The following is a 16,888-nucleotide window of genomic DNA, read 5'->3' as shown; positions in this document are numbered from 1 at the left end:
TAAAAAACATGACCCGCTATCACCGCACCACACACATCGGCTGTCCTGAAATGGGCTCGGCGTGGATCTCCGCATCAATGCTGAACACCTGCTGGAGTAATGCCGGTTTCATTACCTCGTGCGGTGATCCCTGCGCCATCACGCGTCCACCTGCCAGCATCACCAGATGATCGCAATAGCGGCTGGCCTGATTCAGATCGTGCAAGACGGTCACGACCGTTTTGCCCGCCTGATTCAGTTCACGCAGCAGTTTCATTAACTCGACCTGATGATTAATATCGAGATAGGTTGTCGGTTCATCGAGCAGGACGACGGGCGTATCCTGCGCCAGCAGCATCGCCAGAAATGCCCGCTGACGCTGTCCACCGGACAAATCGGTTAACCGTTTGTCGGCGAGGTCGACGATGTGCGTTTTCTCCATTGCGAGCTGCACGCGCTGGCGATCGTCCTGCGATAATCGTCCCCACAGTGACAGCCAAGGGCTGCGCCCGTAGGCCACCATGTCGCGCACGGTGATCCCCTCTGGCGTCAAATGCTGCTGCGGTAACAGCGCCAGATGGCGCGAGAGCTGGCGGGCAGAGAACGCAGAGAGCGGCTTGCCGTCGAGCTGAATAACGCCGGATTCCGGGGTAAGCAGCTTGGCAAAGCACTTCAGCAGCGTTGACTTGCCGCAGCCGTTGGGGCCGAGCAGGGCAGTAATTTTTCCGGCGGGCAGCGACAGCGACAATCCGTCAAGAATACGCTTGTCGCCATAGCCCGCCGTCAGGTTTTGTGTTGTCAGTTCCATTTAGCGCATTCTCACGAGAAACCAAAAAAACCAGGGCGCGCCGATAATGGCAGTGAGCACCCCTGCGGGTAATTCCATCGGTGGGTTCAGCGTGCGCGCCAGCAGATCGGCAAGCAGCAGTACCAATGCACCAGCAACGGCAGAAGTTGGGAGGAGCCAGCGGTGCCGTCCTCCCAGCAGATAGCGGATCAGATGCGGCACCACGAGGCTGATAAAGCCGATAGGCCCGCACACGGCCACGCTGGTTGCGGCGAGTGCGACGGCGAGCGCTAACCCCCAAAACTGAATGCGCCCGATATTCACGCCCAGCGTGCTGGCACGGTCGTCGCCCAGCGCGAGCAAATCCAGATCGCGGCAAAAGCGCAGGCTGAGCGGAATCAATACGCAGAGGACGGGCAGCGCGACCATCACGAATGACCAGTCGCGCCCCCACAGGCTACCCGTCAACCACAGCAGCGCGTTGTTGATATCCTGCGGGCGGGAGAGAATCAGGTAGTCGGTGACGCTTGCCCAGGTCGCGGACAGCGCGACGCCGATGAGTGCCAGCCGCATTGGCGATGATGTTCCCGCGATGAGTCTCAGGAGCAGCAGCCCGGCGATGCCTCCGATAAACGCGAGCAGCGGTAGCCAGATCACGGGCAGCGCGGGCACCAGCATCAGTGCGCCGACAGTCGCCAGACTCGCCGCGTGGTTCACGCCGAGAATATCCGGCGATGCCAGCGGGTTACGCACAATTCCTTGTACCAGCACGCCGGAAATAGCCAGTGCCGCGCCGACGAACAGTGCCAGCAGCACGCGGGGCAAACGGTATTGGGTCAGTACATAATGATGTTCGCTGGTGCTGTGCCAGCCGCTCATCAACGCCGACCACGGCAGCGGAATCGCGCCCATGCGCAGCGACAGAATGCTGGTGGCGAGTAGCAGCAGCGTAATCGAGATGAACACAGTAATGGGGCGCATTATCCTCGCCTCCTTGCCAGCCAGACGAAACAGGGCGCGCCGATCAGTGCCAGTACCGCGCCAGCAGGCAGTTCGCCCGGCCAGGCGAGCACACGGGCAAGCAGATCGGCCAGTAACATAAACGCCGCACCCATCAGCATGCTCATGGGGAGCAGCTTTCTTTGGTCGTAACCGATCCAGAAACGCGCCAGATGCGGTATCAACAGGCCGATAAATGCTACCGGACCGGCGACGCTCACGCAGGAACCCACCAGAATCAGCACGGCCAGATTGAGGATCAGGCGCAGACGGCCTAAGTTGACGCCCAGCGTATGGGCGCTCACGTCACCGATGTTCAGCAAATTAAGCTGATTCGTCAGCAGCAGGACAACCGGGGTGACGGTGATAACAAACGGGAAGAGTTGCCAGAATTCGACCCAGCGCGCGTGCGATACGCCACCCGCCAGCCAGTAAAAAATGCCATAGGCGTGATCTTCCGCCAGCAGAAGCGTAATCCGCGTTAAGGCCATACACAGCGCAGAAAGCGCGACGCCCGCCAGAATCAGCCGATTGCGATCGAGCGTTTGTCGCCAGCCGCCTGCGGCCATTACCATCAGCCAGCACAGGCCGCCGCCGATAGCAGCAACAAAGGCAATAGGGTAACCGGAGAGCGAGGAACTGAACGCGCTGGTCAGCGCCATCGCCAGCGCCGCACCGCTGTTAATGCCGAGCAGAGAAGGAGAAGCCAGAGGATTATGGGTCAACGTCTGAAGCAGGGCACCGGACAATGCCAGACTAGCGCCGATTAGTACGGCAACCAGACTACGGGGCAGACGCAGGTTGAGCACTAGCGCCTCCGGTAGCGAAGAGGACGATCCCGTTACCAGCGCCTTGAGGGCACTCAAGGCGGGAATGGGGATTGCGGAATAACCGAACAGGCTAAGCCAGAACACGCCTAGCAGTGCCGCTATTGGTAATCCCCAACGCCAGAATGGATGAAAACTTTGCCTCATTGCTCGCTGCTGACGCTAACGGGCTGATGCTTAAAAATTTTCACCGTATCGCTGCCGATGCGCTCCGCTGCAAAAATACCGCGCATCCGCGCCCAGGCATTGCTGTCAACGGCGGCAATCTGCTGTTTTTGCTGCGCTTCCAGCAGGTTCCAGAGCGTATCCTGCTGCCAGCGTTTCACAATACTTTCTTCGCGATAGTGCGTCACGATCAGCCACTGTGGGTTAATCGCCAGCAACTGTTCCAGATTGATGGAAGCCATCGGGGCATTGTTGATCGGTTTTGGGACGCTCAGACCAAGTGCGGCCAGCACGCTGCCAGTGTAGGCATCGCTGGAGTACAGGTTAAACTGCTGCTCGCGCGAGGTGCCGAAGGCCACATTTGTGCCTTGGGGAAGCTGGGCTGCGTAGGCTTTCATCGTCTCGCGATGCTGGGCCAGACGAGCCTGCATCGTGCTATCTTTCCCCAATACCTTACCGATGATCTCTGCTGAGTGCAGATTCTCTTCATAAGTTTCGTTGCGTGATTTCAGTAACAGCACCGGTGCGATGGCCTTCAGTGCCGTGTAAATGCCGCTATGACGGCTGCTGTCGGCGATAATCAAATCCGGCTTCAATGCGCTGATGGCTTCCAGGCTCGGCTGTGCGCGTGTGCCTACGGAATGCCAGGGGTTAAGATGTTCGCGGACTTCTGTCAGGATCCGGTCTGGATCGTTATCATCGGCGATGCCGACTGGGCTGACATCTATCGCGGCCAGCGCATCGGCAAAAGACAGTTCCAGCACCACAATACGCTGAGGCGGTGTGTCGAGCGTAAAGGAACCTTGTTCATCCTGCACGGTTACCGCATTGGCGCGGCCCAGTCCGAACAGGCAAAGCGTAGTAATCAGTGCAACGCGAAGTAGAGCAGACATAGCGTAACCCCATAATGGTCATTATCGTGATTGAATAAGTCATAATCGTCAGTCAGGCTGGGCATCGGCCCAGCGAGTGATAACGTGACAATCAGAATTTCAGCGAGCCCTGCATATAGAAGGTGCGGGGCTGGCCGGCATAAATCCCTTTGTTGTTGTCATCGCTGTTCGAGCGCGTGTAGTAATCGTGGTCGAACAGGTTTTTCACACCCAAGGCCAGATTGAGGTCAGAGAACTGCGGGCCAAAGTCGTAAGCTGCGCGTGCGCCCCACAGCATAAAGCCGGGGATACGTCCGGCGCTGCCATCGGCGCTTTCGGCAACGGTGTTGGCGTTATCCGCAAACTGGCTGGACTGGAACTCGCTGTTCAGGTTGAACGTCCAATTGCCCGGCTGATAATCGACGCCGAATCCGCCGCGGTGTTTTGAAGAGAAGGGCACCTGATTGCCGTAGGTATCGCCCGCTTCGCGAATTTCCGCATTCACATACGAATAGCGCGCATAAACCGACACCGTGTCTAAGCGGGGTGACAGCTCGGCGAGGTGATAGCGAGCCTGCGTTTCCAGCCCAGAATGGCGAGTTTTCCCCCGTGTGGTGACGGTGTTGTTGGTCTGATTGGAGTCATACTGGTTATTGAAGTTAACCAGAAAAATGCCCATTTCTGCCGTCAGCGCGCCGTCGTCGTAGCGGGAACCGACTTCCCAGGTGCGCGCTTTTTCTGGCTCCACTTTGCCGCTTTGAGCAGCCTTGCCAATTCGGCTGTACTGTACGGTGCCGAATGATCCTTCGGTGTTTGCATAAAGATTCCAACTCTCGTTAACGTGGTAGAGCACGTTCAGGGCAGGCAGCGGGGCGTTGTAGCTGACCGCTTCGCCTGTGCCTTTCAGCGTGTTGTCCTGATGAGATTTGATGTGCTCAACGCGCATTCCCGGCGTAATCGTCCAGTTGCCGATATCAACGCGGTCGTCGATGTACCAGGCGTGCGCTTCTGTACCCGCACGGGTTTCGCGGTCGATAGGGCTGCTGGCGCTTGGCAGCGTCTTGCTGGTGGTGCTGGTGAAGTAACGCACCTCATGGGTGGATTCGCTGACATAACGGTAGCCGACGCCCACTTCATGAGCGGAAGATCCGAGGGTAAAACTTTGGCTGTAGCGCGGTTCGATGCCACGTACCCAATATTCGCGTGGCGACAGGGTAATGATCGAATTCTGTTCCAGATAGCCACTGCGCAGCGTACGCGTGTAGAAGCCCTGAATATTGAATTTATGCTGCTGATCCGGCTGGTATTGATAGCCCAGACTGGCAAGCTGACGACGCCCCCAGAAGCGATCGTACGGGCGCGTTGACTGCCAGCGGTCCGCATTGTAATCGGCACGCGACAGGCCGCCCGGCATATCGGCGCTGCCATCGTAATATTGCAGCAGGCTGTTAAACGTGTGCACGTCGTTTGGCGCGTAGCGGCTTTTCAGCATCACGTCGTCAATGCGCGTCGCGCTGTGCTCGCGCCAGTCGCTGCCGCGCGTGCCGGAATAGAGCAGCGCTGAACCAAAACCGTTATCCGCCGTGCCGCCAATCAGCAGGTTGTGCGTTTCTTTCGGGTTGTGCTGTGAAGACGTCGGGCTGTGTTGACCTTCTATGCCAGCGCTCATGCCAAACTCTTTCGGGATCGCCCGGGTGACGAAGTTCACGACGCCGCCGACGCTCTGTGGTCCGTAGCGCACAGCACCGCCGCCGCGCACGACATCAATGGCGTCCATATTGCCAAGCGAAATGGGCGCGAGGGAAAGCTGTGGCTGACCGTAGGGCGCAAACGGCACCGGAATGCCGTCCATCAGCACGGTGGAACGGCTGGCAAGGCGCGGGCTGAGACCGCGAATACCAAAATTCATGGCCAGATCGTGGCTGCCCGTGCCGTTATTTTCCGGCGCATACACGCCCGGCATACGGTTTAAGACATCGCGCATCGTGGTGGCACCGGTCTTGGCGAAGTCCTCACGACGGATCACATCGCGTGCGCCGGCGTGTTCAAAGACATCATTTTCACGCGCTTCCCCCAACCAGTCGCCAACGACCGTCAGCGTTTCTTCCGCTGCTACTGGGATCGGTTCCAGCGTCCAGGCGTTATCGCCCAGCGCCTTCAGTTGCAGACCGCTACCCGCCAGCAGGGCTTTCAGACCGCCGTCAATGGTGTAGTCGCCGTGTAGGCCGTTGCTGCGTTTACCCTGCGTCAGGCTGGCATCGACCGACAGCGTAATCCCGCTGCGGGAGGCATAGTGGTTGAGTGCTTTGTCTAACTCGCCAGCAGCAATATCGTAGCGTGCGGTGGCGGGCGCAATCGCCGCGTAGGCCATTCCTGTCGTGAGACCAACTGTTGACAGCAGGCTGAGCTGTATCGCCATGGCTAAAGGGGCTGCTTTACGAAAGGCACGTAAGCGCGTCATAACATCTCCATCATCATTTTTGTTCTATACACCTAAGTCGAATGAGAGGGAGAAAAAGGACAATCAAGAATGATAATTTTTTGCGTTATCGTTTAGTGTGCGGAAAGAATATTGACCCAGTAACGAGTAATGTACTGAATTTTAACAGGAAGTGTTTTCTCGATGACCTGTAACACCGTATCGGTATTTTTCAGCGGGAAGGTGCCGCTTAACCGCAGCGTCGCGACCTCTGGGCTACAGCGCAGCACGCCGTGACGATAGCGCGATAGCGTCGCTATCACATCGCCGAGCGGCTTATTGCTGAAACTGAGAATGCCCTGCGCCCAGTTGCTGTCTTCTTCCTCTGCGGATTGGGTTTCGCCTAGCTCCCGTGTGCTGAAGCGCAGGCTTTCACCCTGCCGCACGATGCGCTCTTGGGTTGGATCTTCTGCCAGTACGACTTTCACCGCATGGTGTTGCACGCTCAGTAGCGTGCTGTCGGCTTCCTGGCGGACCGTAAATTCAGTGCCGAGTGCGGTCAGTTGCGCGTGTCGTGTCTGCACGTAGAAAGGGCGACTGCTGGTATCCTGTCCGGTGGTAATCGCGATTTCGCCGTACCAGAGGTGAATACGCCGCTGCTGTGGATCGAAGCGAACATCGACGGCGCTGTCGGTGTTCAGTGAAAGCAACGTTCCGTCTTCTAGGCGCTGCTGACGGATCGCGCCTTTCGCTGTGGTGTAGTCGGCCCGTAGGCCTGTTCCGATATCGGAACGCCAAAGCTGCCACCCGCCGCCCACGCCTAACAGCAGTAACAGATCTCTCATCACTCTGCGACGGGTAAGCTGCGTATCCTGAAGGGCGCGGTGGGCGACGTTGCTAGGCACGACGTTCATCTGGTTACGCAGGTTTTCTACCTGCGACCAAGCCCACTGGTGATCCCGACTTTGCGCATACCACTGCTGCCATTTCTCGGTTTGCTGGGGGCTCACGCGTTCGTCGCCCAGCACCGCATACCAATGCGAGGCGGAGCGCAGAGCCTGACGCTGGGAATCAGTCAACGGGAGGCTCACAGCCCGTGCTCCAGACGGAACAGCACGCAATGCTCTGTGGCTTTGGCAACGTATTTTTTGACGGAGCTGACGGAGACATTCAGCCGTGTGGCGATCTCACCGTAAGCCATGCCATCAAGCTGGGAAAGCAGAAACGCCTGCCGTGCTTTGTGGCTCAGGCCATCGAGCATGAGATCCACCTGCTGGAGCGTCTCAAGCTGCTGTTGCTGGATCTCTGGTGAAGGTGCAAGCGCCTCCGGCAACTGCGCCAACCTGTCCAGATAGGCTTTCTCCAGCGCATTGCGGCGGAAGAGATCGACCATCACGCGCTTAGCAACGGTACACAGAAACGATTTAGGATCGCGGATTGCGCTCAGTGACTCGCTGTTCATCACGCGCAGGAAGGTGTCCTGAGCAATATCATCAGCGTCAAAAGAGGATTGGAGCTTGCCCGTTAGCCAATGCTTCAGCCAACTATGATGCGAACCATAGAGTGATTCAAGCGTCAGTTCAGCAGAGGGAGTGGCGTGGTCAGATATCATGAGCAGAGATAGAAAAAATGTATCGACAGTCAATAATAGACGTTATGTTAATATGATAATGGTTCTCATTACAATTAAATCACAACGCGATAGTGGTAAGAAATAGTGATGAAAGGCAACTGGCTGTTTTTTAAGGTAAATATTGAGTGAAATAAGAAGGCAAATAGAAAAGCAAATAGCGATGTCGCCTCTACCTGAGAGGCACCGCAGAATCCGACGGTTGCTGGCATCTTAAAATCAGAATTATTTGAGGTAGTGCTACATTGTCGGGAAGGGTTGTGTGCTATGGTGGATTTCTCATAATGATGATGCGTCGCTCCTATGAAAAAAAGCCTGCTAGCCTATTTTCAAACGCTCTATTTTAAGAAAAATTTTTTCTTATTACCCTCCAGCCTGTTTTTTACGTTGGTTGTGCTTTTTGCGTTGGTGCTTGCGGTTTATTCGACATTTTCGCTCAGACAGTTTGAAGGAGAAGTGGATGATTTTTCTAAGGTCACCATTGGACATGCTGAAAAAATAATCTTGCAGGCGACATCTGCACTCGATATTTTAGAAAAAAGCTATCCACCTTATTGTGATGATTCGCATCTGGATTTATTGCGTAAAATTGCTTACGACAATGATTATATCCAGGATGTGATCTATATCGATGGAAATCGGCTTCGCTGTTCTTCAATGCTGAATGACATTAATACGATGTTTCTTCCAGAGCCTGATTGTCGTTATAAAGGCATCTATGACATCTGGTATAAAGTCGAAAGTCCGCTGAATAAAGATAAGCCGATGATTTATGTTGGTACTACGCGTCATCTTGTGGTGTTGAATCCACGTTCATTTCTGGATGTTCCTTCCTACAGCTATAATATCAAATATGCATTACTGGCGAAAAATAAGCTGGATGGTCGGGTTATTCTGTCGGACTCGATGAGTAGCCATATTTATTCACGTTTGACTTCAGGGGGAAATAACCCCGATAGATTTTATATTGACGATAAATATTATGTCCTGAAACCACTACTCGATAGCGATTTTACTTTGGTGGTTATGGCAGATAAATCTGCGGATTTTTTATTTTACTTAACGATTTTTTTCTCTTCCTTGCCCATTTTCATGCTCATTTCTCTGCTGCTATCAGAGGTTATCTCCAGAAAATTTCTGGTAATTCAAAGTCCACGCTATGTTCTCAATCAGGCGCTGAGGCAAAACGAGTTTGAATTGCATTATCAGCCGATTATTAAATTGGATACTGCGCAGGTCGTGGGGTGTGAAGCGCTGATTCGCTGGCGTCATTCGGATGGTCATCTGATTACGCCAGACTCTTTTATTCCCATGATTCGTCAGGTTGGGTTGATGAAAGAGTTAACTTTGTTCGTCATTAATCAGGCGCTACAAACGGCCAGTGTACTGAAGAAAAATGACCCTGAAATGTTTGTCTCTATTAATCTTGAGGCGGCTGAATTTGAGGATATGTCCGTTTTTAATTATCTCGTGGAGCAGGTTGCCGTATACGATCTTGATGGCGCCAATGTTAATGTCGAATTAACCGAATCATCCATGATTGAGCCTCAGAAAGCAGCACCGATGGTGGAGTTGTATCAACAAAAAGGCATTGATGTTGCCATTGATGATTTTGGTACCGGCTATTCTGGGCTGTCGTATCTTGAGCGGGTAAAAGCCAATAAGCTTAAAATCGACAAGTCCTTCGTGGGGAATATTAGTGACCATTCACCGACCGATATCGTGCTGTCTCATATTGTCAGCATGGCACACTGTCTTAATCTGCATATTGTTGCCGAAGGGATTGAAACTCCGGCTCAGGAAGCCTATCTGAAAAGCCTTGGCGTCGCTTATGCGCAGGGCTGGCTGTATTCCAAAGCGCTAACGAAAGAAGCATTGATTGCGTTTCTGGCGGCAAGAGGCGAAAAGGTGTCAGATGAGCTGTAAAGTCAGGATAAACGCGGCTTCACTATCAAAAATATGCATAAAAAGGTAAAATATCGAAAATAGGGAAGTTACCTAATGATATTTATTACTTTTTTATTGTGAATTTTTCAGGAGTTTATCATGCAACAGTTACCTCATTGTCCAAAATGCAGTTCTGAATATACCTGGCAAGAAGGTGAGATGCTTAACTGCCCTGAATGCGGAAATGAGTGGTCGGCAGCAGGCGATGCACCAGCGCAGGATGACGGTTTAGTAGTGAAAGATGCCAACGGAAATCTGCTGGCGGACGGCGATACGGTAACAGTTATTAAGGACCTGAAAGTCAAAGGCAGTTCGACGCCGCTGAAAATCGGTACCCGCGTGAAGGGGATTCGTCTGGTGGAAGGCGATCACAATATTGACTGTAAAATCGACGGTTTTGGCCCGATGAAGCTGAAATCCGAGTTTGTGAAGAAGAACTGATTCGCGTGCGATGGCGCGCTGGTCTTCCATCTGGTCGGCGCGCTGCATTTTTTCACCTCTGGCTGGTTTTTTCACATCAGACAATCCTTTACCATAGCCTGTATTGATTTCTTACCTGGCTATACGGATATCTGATGCGTCATTTGGTTCGTTTTCTCCCTCTGCTCATTTTGCTCTCGGCCTGTAGCAGTCAGCCTTCCCCTCCTCCCGCAGAAGCGCCTTCAGGTAATCCTTTTAAAGGTGGTTTCCTGCTTGAACCCGCACACAATGTTCATCCGCTAGGCGGTGATTTTGCGACTAACCCGGCTACTGCACGGTTTGTCGATAAAATGGTGCTGGAGCATGGCTTTAATCGCCAGCAACTGCATGATGTGCTGGTGCAGGCAAAAAGTCTGGATTGGGTGATCCGTCTGATGGATAAGCAAGCTCCAGCATCGCGCCCGCCTTCAGGGCCTAACGGATCGTGGAACCGTTATCGCAATCAGTTTATTACGCCAGACAATGTGCAAAACGGCGTGGCGTTCTGGAATCAATATCAGGATGCGCTACAGCGTGCTCAGAATATTTACGGCGTCCCGCCTGAGATCATTGTCGGTATTATTGGCGTGGAAACCCGTTGGGGCCGAGTGATGGGGAAAACGCGCATCATTGATGCGTTGGCAACGCTGGCGTTTGATTACCCGCGACGTGCCGATTACTTTGCGGATGAGTTGGAAACCTTCCTGCTGATGGCGCGTAAAGAAGGCAACGATCCGCTCAGTTTGCGCGGCTCGTACGCTGGCGCGATGGGCTATGGGCAGTTTATGCCGTCATCATTCAAGAACTACGCGGTGGATTTTGACGGCAACGGGCATACCAACCTGTGGGATCCGGTGGATGCGATTGGCAGCGTAGCCAATTATTTCAAAGCGCACGGGTGGGTGAAAGGTGCCCCTGTCGCGGTGCAGGCAAACGGTCAGGCGCCGCTGCTCCCGAACGGTTTCAATACCCGCTACTCGCTCACGGAACTACAGGCAGCGGGTTTAACGCCACAGCATTCGCTGGCGGGATACAATGAAGCCAGCCTGCTGCGCTTGGACATCGGCACGGGTTATCAATACTGGTACGGATTACCAAACTTCTACACCATCACGCGCTACAACCACAGCACGCACTACGCCATGGCCGTGTGGCAACTGGGTGAGGCCGTAGGCCGCGCGCGCTAGGGCCCGAGCGATTAAGTTTTCCATTTACAGGCTGTCTCTTCGTCATATTTTCAATACAGACGCAGAGACAGTTTCGTGCGCCATAACGCTGCTATTCATAGACTATACGCATAGCGGGAATCTGCCTCAGATAAGCCGATATCCATTATTATGGTCGTGAGTCAGGGCGACGGCAATCGCGCAGCCTGCGACTTACTGAAACTCCACGCGATTTCTGCCTTTTTCTTTGGCCTGATAGAGCGCGGCATCCGCGGCACCGTAGAGCGCATCGAAACGGGTTTTCTGCGGTGCCCAACTGACGCCGAAGCTGGCGGTGACGCGTTGTTGCGGCAGCACGCTGAGCGGCATTCTGTTGAGATCCTGATGCAGGCGGTTGGCGAGCGAGACGGCCTGTATGAGCGAGTGCCCTTCCAGCAGGATGGTGAACTCTTCACCGCCGACGCGACCAATGCTGTTCGAGGTATTCAGTACGCGCTGCACGCGCGAGACCAGATCGCAGATCACGGCGTCACCGGTAGGGTGACCATAGGCATCGTTCACCTGCTTGAAGTGATCGATATCCAGCACGATGAGTGCCGCTTGATTGCGTTCCAGCGCATGGTTGATGCGTTCAATAATCGCACCGCGGTTATACACGCTGGTCAGCGGATCGTGGCTGGCTTTGTACTCCAGTTCGACTGCCAACTGATTGAGCTGCGCGTTCAGACGGTTTAGTTCTTTCTCCGCTCGATCGCTGCGCGAAATCAGGCGGTGCGACTCGCGTACCAATCGCTGATAGTGGTCGGTTAATGCCAGCAGCGTGTCGCGATAGACTTCTGCTGGTCTTTCCTGCTGGTTAGCGATGTTGCGCGCGGCGAGCAGAATGTCGTATTCCGGTGTAAACAATTCAATTGTGCTCATGGTTATCACTCAAAATCGTGCTGTTAAAGGTTAGGGCAGGGAAATCGATGTGAAGCTCTTCACCAAATTCTTCCGCAATATCGTCGTCTTTGTCGTAATACCAATACAGCGCAATCGAGAGTGCTTGTTCTGCAGCCTGATTAAGCTGGTTGAATAAACTGAATAGCATCTTGGTGCTGGAACTGTTGAAATAAATCAGGGAGACGTGTATTTCGATGCTCGGCAGTGCTTCATCCGGCGGCATCGTTTCTGCGTAGGTTGTTAACGTGTGTAAATACGTTTGAATCTCGGTGAGCAGCGGGCGATAAAACGCCGCAGCGTTCTCAGGATAAGATTCGCCGGAAAGATAAAGACGATGTGTGTCAAAGTGGAAATCAACCGTCGGGGTACAGGATGTCCCCGAAATATAGAGGTTGCTGAGGGTTGTTATATTTTTCATGTCAAATGATTGCCTTCAGATAAAACGTAGATAGCCCCGTTGATGCATCGGCCCGAAACGTAAACTGGAGTGGCTCACTGGCATCACGCGCGACGGTCAACAGCCCCATATCCGCGCCTTTGCTTGATGACGGGGTTTCATCACGCAGAGAGACTTTGTAGGCGAGTCGGATTTCATCAAGCGTCATATTGCGCAGCGGTTCAAGACGTCCTCGCAGTGTCTCGACATCGTCGGGGTGTATCGGATTGGCGCATAACAGGAAGTATTTCCCATTTTCGTAACCCAGACACACGGAGCCATGACGGACTTCGACGGTATGATCGCGCGCGGTTAACGGTGCAGCGGAATAGCGGGTAATGTTCTGCACCATTTCGACGAACGTAGAAAACAGTCGGCGACGGATGCCGGCAGGAAGCTGTTTTTTCTCCAACTGTAGCCGCATGGTTTCGGCCAGTGAACTGATGATGTTTTGTGAAAAATAGCCCACGTAATACAGCGTAATGTCATGCTGGTGTGAGGGTGAAAAAAATTCGGTGTATTTGATGTTTGGCATCATTCTGTCTGCCTGATTAAACAAAAGTCGAACAATGTCGGAAGCCCCAAAATGTTAAATCATCTCGCCGGGTCTGATCGCCCTGGTAGATCTTGTGTGCCGACAGGAGCTGGCTAGCCAGTTCGCGCATCGGCTGGTGTTGATGGTGTCGGAGGTACTCCTGTAGACGACGTTTACCAAACATAATTCGGCGTTCTCCGCCGATTTGATCCGTCAAGCCATCCGTGGTGGTGAAAAACATATCATTATCATGAAGCGGCAATTCATAGCTCGACCACTGGTAGTCATAAGGCGTTTCGGTGTAGCCAATTCCCATACGATCGCACTGGAGTGGCGTCAGTTGCCCGGTATCGCGTTGCAGCATGAAGGCGGGCATGCGTGCGCCGGAAAACGTCAGTGTGTTGCGCATCATATCGCAGAACACCAGCATCGCGTCGCAGCCGTCGTTAGAAGCAGAAAGCTGGCGTGCTTCGTCACGCTGCCCCAGCGTATCTTTGATATGACGGTTGATTGCCTGTAATAACTGCGCCGGCAGCATCGGACCGTGCTGTGTCAGCGCCTGTTCCAGTGCAGAAGAGAAAATCAGGGTCATGAATGCGCCGGGTACGCCATGTCCGGTACAATCCGCGACGGCGGCAAGCCAGCCGTTCTGATAGGTTTTAAAGGCATAACAGTCGCCGCCCACACAGTCTCGCGGCTCCCAGGCTAAACACCAGTCGGCAAGCGTGCGGGACATCGCCTGTGTTGATGTCGCCAGCATCGCTGTCTGAATCACGCTGGCATATTCGATGCTCTGCATAATCTGCTGATGCTGGCGTAGGTGCATATCGGAGACGGCCTTGATCAGATCGATGCCTAATCCGATACCGATATAACGCCCGTTCTCGGTGATCATAAAGCCATCCGTCAGCGATTTATCACCAGTAATCACCGTTTGATCCGCTACGTCGTTCAGCGATGCCAGTGCGTCGACAATCAGCGGATTTTTATCCATAAACGCGATGCAGCTCTTTTTGTCGTACAGTTCGCGATAAAAAGGCCGGGACATCTGCGAGAGAAAAATATGGCGGTTGATTAAGCCGAAAGGGCGTCCATCCTCCACCACAGGCAGACTGACCCACTCTTTATTCTTACTGAATAACTGCAATACGGTGGCGTTGTCGGTGTTAGGAGAAACGTCCGGCAGAGGAATGCAAAGATCTCGCGCCACGGGTGTACCCCGCAGGAGTGGTCGGGCGCAAGGAACGGGCATGGCGATCATGGTTAATCTTTGGGCGTATTGATCTTTAAGTCAAAATACCCGCCCTTGATGACCAAATGATGACAACGCCCCGTTTTCGGTAAGGCTATTGCGCGTCCAGCACGTTGGCCATGATCTGATTTTGCCAGTCGAAGTAGGGGTTGAAGGTCAGGCGCACATGGGTTTTGCCATTTTCCACGTATCCCCAGTCTGAATACCACAGCGTGCTGCGATCCTGACAGGCTTTCAGGTCGTTCAGGGGTTGGCCGTTGGCGCAGATGACGATTGATCCGGTTTTGCCGTACTCCTTATTCTCTGGTGAGAACAGGAGCGACATGTGCGAGAACTGGCTGATGCGCCAGTCGGGCAGCGAGCCTGTCCGCACCAAAACGCGTGAGGAATGGATACCGGCAGGGCGATCGCCATACCAGATCAGACGGCTGCGCGGGTGGGTAAACTGTTTATCGAACGTGTCGACAAGGTAAGTTGTATCGACGACGGAATCATGTTCCGCCAGCACGATTAACACCGGGTTGTCATAAGGCTTTTTGGCAAGCTCTGAACGCACACCGCTGCTGGAATAATAATATTGGGCGAAACCGTTGGTCGGCACGCGCATATAGCGGGTTGCCAACTGCTGAGGATAGCCAGGGCGTGGCGGCATCAGCCAGTCGGTAAACACGGACAGCACTGGTGCCATGAAGGCATATTTTTCGTTGGATTTTATCGCGGGGGAGAACAGCACCAGCCCTTTGATTTCAGGGTGCTGCAAAGCGTATTCCAGTACCAGATTGCCGCCGGTGGAAAAGCCGCCGAGATAAACTTCATCGACCTCTTTGCTGAGAATGGCAGCCTGCTCGGCGACCACGTTGCGCCAGTCGTCGACGGTAACGTGTAACAGATCGGCGGGGCGGGTGCCATGCCCCGGTAGCAACACGGTTCTGACCAGAAAGCCTTGTTCGACCAATTTTGGGGTGATGTCAGTGAATGAACCAGGTGAATCGCCCAATCCGTGCACTAATAAGATGGCTTTCTCCGGCTGACCAAGGGGGCGAGTTTCACTCGGCGTATTCCAACGTAATTCCAACTGCTTATCCGTGGTTTGAAAGGCGCGGCGCTCTGCGACCCAGCGCGTGGTGTCTTGCTGGTAACGCTCGAATGACGTTTGCCCTAATGGCGCGATGTCGCGTGGACTGCTGTTGCATCCCGCCATAAAAAGTACGCCGATGAGGGCGAAAAAACCGGCCACTCCCCGTTGCCAGCCTGTCCACGAAACGAACCGGAATACGCTTATTGTCATTTATGCTCCTTGCTTTTTGGCAATACCAATCTGATCGCTAATGGGATAATGGCGTGTTGACAACACTATATCCGAATCCTAAATCATTTAGCATGCAGATTGCTCAACGTGCGGCGTTGTATGGCTTCATGTTATACTTCAGACAAATTGGGCGTTTTTTCTGTCTTTTGGTCAGGCCAATATTACGATGGCCGATGTTGAATAAAGGGATGGCGGTATGCGTTTATATCAGCAGATTGGCGATAATCTTCGCGCGGAAATTCTGAAGGGAAACTACCAGATTGGCGACCGCTTGCCTCCCGAGCGTGATATTGCTGAAACCTACAACGTCAGCCGCAGTGTGGTGCGTGAAGCCCTGATCATGCTGGAGCTGGAAAAGCTGATTGAGGTGCGTAAAGGCTCTGGCGTTTATGTCATGCAACTGCCGACCGCGCAGGGAAAAGACAGCGTGGTAGACAGCGGCTATGGCCCCTTCGAGCTGATGCAGGCGCGTCAGCTACTGGAAGGCGAAGTTGCTGCGTTTGCCGCAATGCAGGCGACCAAAAGTGACATCGTGAAAATGCGGCAGGCCATTGAACAAGAACGGGCGTCGCTTGAGAACGGCAGTGTGGATGAAAGCGCCGATGAACAATTCCATTGCCTGCTGGCGCAGTCTACCCAAAACAGCGTCTTAGCCAATATGGTGTATGAGGTGTGGCAGGCGCGTAAACGCAGCCCAATGTGGCAGGGCATTCACTCCCATACCGATGATTTCAGCTATCAGCGCCAGTGGCTGGACGATCATGAACAAATCCTGCGTGCCGTGTCTCGCCGCGATGTGAACATGGCGCGTCAGGCAATGTGGCAGCATCTGGAAAACGTAAAAATTAAACTGTTGGAAATCTCGAATGTGGACGATCCGGCCTTCGACGGCTACCTGTTCGAGTCTGTTCCCTCACGTCTGGAATCCTGATTCCCCTGTATACCCGTCATACTTCAAGTTGCATGTGCGTTGGCTGCGTTCACCCACCCGAATCACTTACCTAAGTAAGCTCATCGGGATGTCTTCTCTTGCCGCCTTCCTGAAACTCGAATTATTTAGGGTATGTGTCCCTGTGTGAATTTTCTCTCCGGCATTGCATCGGTGTACGGAGAGAAAAGATATCAGACCAAATAACCCATTCCTGACTCTTTTCCTCATGGTCT

The 16,888-nt window shown here is 53.6% G+C and carries 16 protein-coding genes; 4 read left to right on the top strand and 12 right to left on the bottom strand.

Annotation, left to right across the window (positions count from 1 at the left end):
- Positions 1–19: 19 nt before the first annotated feature.
- The 7 genes from fecE to fecI form a co-directional block, all read right to left on the bottom strand.
- Entirely contained in the window at positions 20–787 is a 768-nt protein-coding gene (gene fecE / locus IG609_RS15180; protein WP_193400095.1) for a Fe(3+) dicitrate ABC transporter ATP-binding protein FecE, read from the bottom strand.
- Complete coding sequence (gene fecD / locus IG609_RS15175; protein ID WP_193397591.1) at positions 788–1,747, bottom strand: Fe(3+) dicitrate ABC transporter permease subunit FecD; 960 nt, start codon at positions 1,745–1,747, stop codon at positions 788–790.
- Complete coding sequence (gene fecC, locus IG609_RS15170; RefSeq protein WP_193397590.1) at positions 1,747–2,739, bottom strand: iron-dicitrate ABC transporter permease FecC; 993 nt, start codon at positions 2,737–2,739, stop codon at positions 1,747–1,749. The genes fecD and fecC overlap by 1 nt, the downstream gene beginning before the upstream one ends.
- Positions 2,736–3,650 (bottom strand): Fe(3+) dicitrate ABC transporter substrate-binding protein FecB, encoded by a 915-nt coding sequence (locus tag IG609_RS15165; RefSeq protein ID WP_193397589.1) that lies wholly within the window; start codon positions 3,648–3,650, stop codon positions 2,736–2,738. Before IG609_RS15165 ends, fecC begins: the two co-directional genes overlap by 4 nt.
- A 91-nt stretch (positions 3,651–3,741) precedes the next feature.
- On the bottom strand, positions 3,742–6,090 hold the full coding sequence (fecA, locus tag IG609_RS15160) for a TonB-dependent Fe(3+) dicitrate receptor FecA (protein ID WP_193397588.1): 2,349 nt from the start codon (positions 6,088–6,090) through the stop codon (positions 3,742–3,744).
- A gap of 92 nt (positions 6,091–6,182) precedes the next feature.
- Complete coding sequence (gene fecR, locus IG609_RS15155) at positions 6,183–7,139, bottom strand: ferric citrate uptake sigma factor regulator FecR (protein WP_193397587.1); 957 nt, start codon at positions 7,137–7,139, stop codon at positions 6,183–6,185.
- Complete coding sequence (fecI, locus tag IG609_RS15150; protein WP_193397607.1) at positions 7,136–7,657, bottom strand: ferric citrate uptake sigma factor FecI; 522 nt, start codon at positions 7,655–7,657, stop codon at positions 7,136–7,138. Before fecI ends, fecR begins: the two co-directional genes overlap by 4 nt.
- 324 nt (positions 7,658–7,981) lie before the next feature.
- Here fecI and IG609_RS15145 point away from each other — a divergent pair, with 324 nt between their 5' ends.
- The 3 genes from IG609_RS15145 (at position 7,982) to mltB (ending at position 11,271) form a co-directional block, all read left to right on the top strand.
- Positions 7,982–9,604: an EAL domain-containing protein gene (locus IG609_RS15145; RefSeq protein WP_193397586.1), complete on the top strand. Its 1,623-nt coding sequence runs from the start codon at positions 7,982–7,984 to the stop codon at positions 9,602–9,604.
- Between the two features lie 120 nt (positions 9,605–9,724).
- Complete coding sequence (locus IG609_RS15140; protein WP_010296489.1) at positions 9,725–10,066, top strand: zinc ribbon domain-containing protein YjdM; 342 nt, start codon at positions 9,725–9,727, stop codon at positions 10,064–10,066.
- 134 nt (positions 10,067–10,200) lie between these two features.
- Positions 10,201–11,271, top strand: coding sequence for a lytic murein transglycosylase B (gene mltB / locus IG609_RS15135; protein ID WP_116156107.1), 1,071 nt, complete (start codon positions 10,201–10,203; stop codon positions 11,269–11,271).
- Positions 11,272–11,463: 192 nt separating this feature from the next.
- Here the strand turns inward: mltB and IG609_RS15130 are convergent, their stop codons facing one another.
- The 5 genes from IG609_RS15130 to IG609_RS15110 all read right to left on the bottom strand — a co-directional run bounded on the left by IG609_RS15130 (position 11,464) and on the right by IG609_RS15110 (position 15,703).
- A complete protein-coding gene (locus tag IG609_RS15130) occupies positions 11,464–12,171 on the bottom strand; it encodes a GGDEF domain-containing protein (RefSeq protein ID WP_193397585.1) in 708 nt (235 codons plus the stop codon).
- Complete coding sequence (locus IG609_RS15125) at positions 12,158–12,610, bottom strand: DUF1987 domain-containing protein (protein ID WP_193397584.1); 453 nt, start codon at positions 12,608–12,610, stop codon at positions 12,158–12,160. The genes IG609_RS15130 and IG609_RS15125 overlap by 14 nt, the downstream gene beginning before the upstream one ends.
- Before the next feature lies 1 nt (position 12,611).
- On the bottom strand, positions 12,612–13,166 hold the full coding sequence (locus IG609_RS15120) for a SiaB family protein kinase (protein ID WP_193397583.1): 555 nt from the start codon (positions 13,164–13,166) through the stop codon (positions 12,612–12,614).
- Positions 13,167–13,179: 13 nt separating this feature from the next.
- Entirely contained in the window at positions 13,180–14,424 is a 1,245-nt protein-coding gene (locus IG609_RS15115) for a SpoIIE family protein phosphatase (protein WP_193397582.1), read from the bottom strand.
- 85 nt (positions 14,425–14,509) lie between these two features.
- A complete protein-coding gene (locus IG609_RS15110; protein WP_193397581.1) occupies positions 14,510–15,703 on the bottom strand; it encodes an alpha/beta hydrolase in 1,194 nt (397 codons plus the stop codon).
- Positions 15,704–15,920: 217 nt separating this feature from the next.
- On the opposite strand from IG609_RS15110, the gene IG609_RS15105 reads away from it, so the two are divergent.
- The gene (locus tag IG609_RS15105; protein WP_039490436.1) at positions 15,921–16,655 is read left to right on the top strand and encodes an FCD domain-containing protein; all 735 of its coding nucleotides are present in this window, start codon (positions 15,921–15,923) and stop codon (positions 16,653–16,655) included.
- The last annotated feature ends 233 nt before the right edge of the window (positions 16,656–16,888 follow it).

It is taken from the genome of Pectobacterium quasiaquaticum (genome assembly GCF_014946775.2).
Lineage (GTDB): Bacteria > Pseudomonadota > Gammaproteobacteria > Enterobacterales > Enterobacteriaceae > Pectobacterium > Pectobacterium aquaticum.
This window is presented reverse-complemented; position numbering and strand designations above follow the sequence as displayed.

What these genes read in the sequence shown, in the direction of transcription:
- IG609_RS15140 (WP_010296489.1), top strand. Translation starts at nt 9,725, where the DNA reads ATGCAACAGTTACCTCATTGTCCAAAATGCAGTTCTGAATATACCTGG.
- fecE (WP_193400095.1), bottom strand. Translation starts at nt 787, where the DNA reads ATGGAACTGACAACACAAAACCTGACGGCGGGCTATGGCGACAAGCGT.
- IG609_RS15115 (WP_193397582.1), bottom strand. Translation starts at nt 14,424, where the DNA reads ATGATCGCCATGCCCGTTCCTTGCGCCCGACCACTCCTGCGGGGTACA.
- IG609_RS15125 (WP_193397584.1), bottom strand. Translation starts at nt 12,610, where the DNA reads ATGAAAAATATAACAACCCTCAGCAACCTCTATATTTCGGGGACATCC.
- mltB (WP_116156107.1), top strand. Translation starts at nt 10,201, where the DNA reads ATGCGTCATTTGGTTCGTTTTCTCCCTCTGCTCATTTTGCTCTCGGCC.
- IG609_RS15105 (WP_039490436.1), top strand. Translation starts at nt 15,921, where the DNA reads ATGCGTTTATATCAGCAGATTGGCGATAATCTTCGCGCGGAAATTCTG.
- IG609_RS15130 (WP_193397585.1), bottom strand. Translation starts at nt 12,171, where the DNA reads ATGAGCACAATTGAATTGTTTACACCGGAATACGACATTCTGCTCGCC.
- fecC (WP_193397590.1), bottom strand. Translation starts at nt 2,739, where the DNA reads ATGAGGCAAAGTTTTCATCCATTCTGGCGTTGGGGATTACCAATAGCG.
- IG609_RS15165 (WP_193397589.1), bottom strand. Translation starts at nt 3,650, where the DNA reads ATGTCTGCTCTACTTCGCGTTGCACTGATTACTACGCTTTGCCTGTTC.
- IG609_RS15110 (WP_193397581.1), bottom strand. Translation starts at nt 15,703, where the DNA reads ATGACAATAAGCGTATTCCGGTTCGTTTCGTGGACAGGCTGGCAACGG.
- IG609_RS15120 (WP_193397583.1), bottom strand. Translation starts at nt 13,166, where the DNA reads ATGATGCCAAACATCAAATACACCGAATTTTTTTCACCCTCACACCAG.
- fecA (WP_193397588.1), bottom strand. Translation starts at nt 6,090, where the DNA reads ATGACGCGCTTACGTGCCTTTCGTAAAGCAGCCCCTTTAGCCATGGCG.
- IG609_RS15145 (WP_193397586.1), top strand. Translation starts at nt 7,982, where the DNA reads ATGAAAAAAAGCCTGCTAGCCTATTTTCAAACGCTCTATTTTAAGAAA.
- fecD (WP_193397591.1), bottom strand. Translation starts at nt 1,747, where the DNA reads ATGCGCCCCATTACTGTGTTCATCTCGATTACGCTGCTGCTACTCGCC.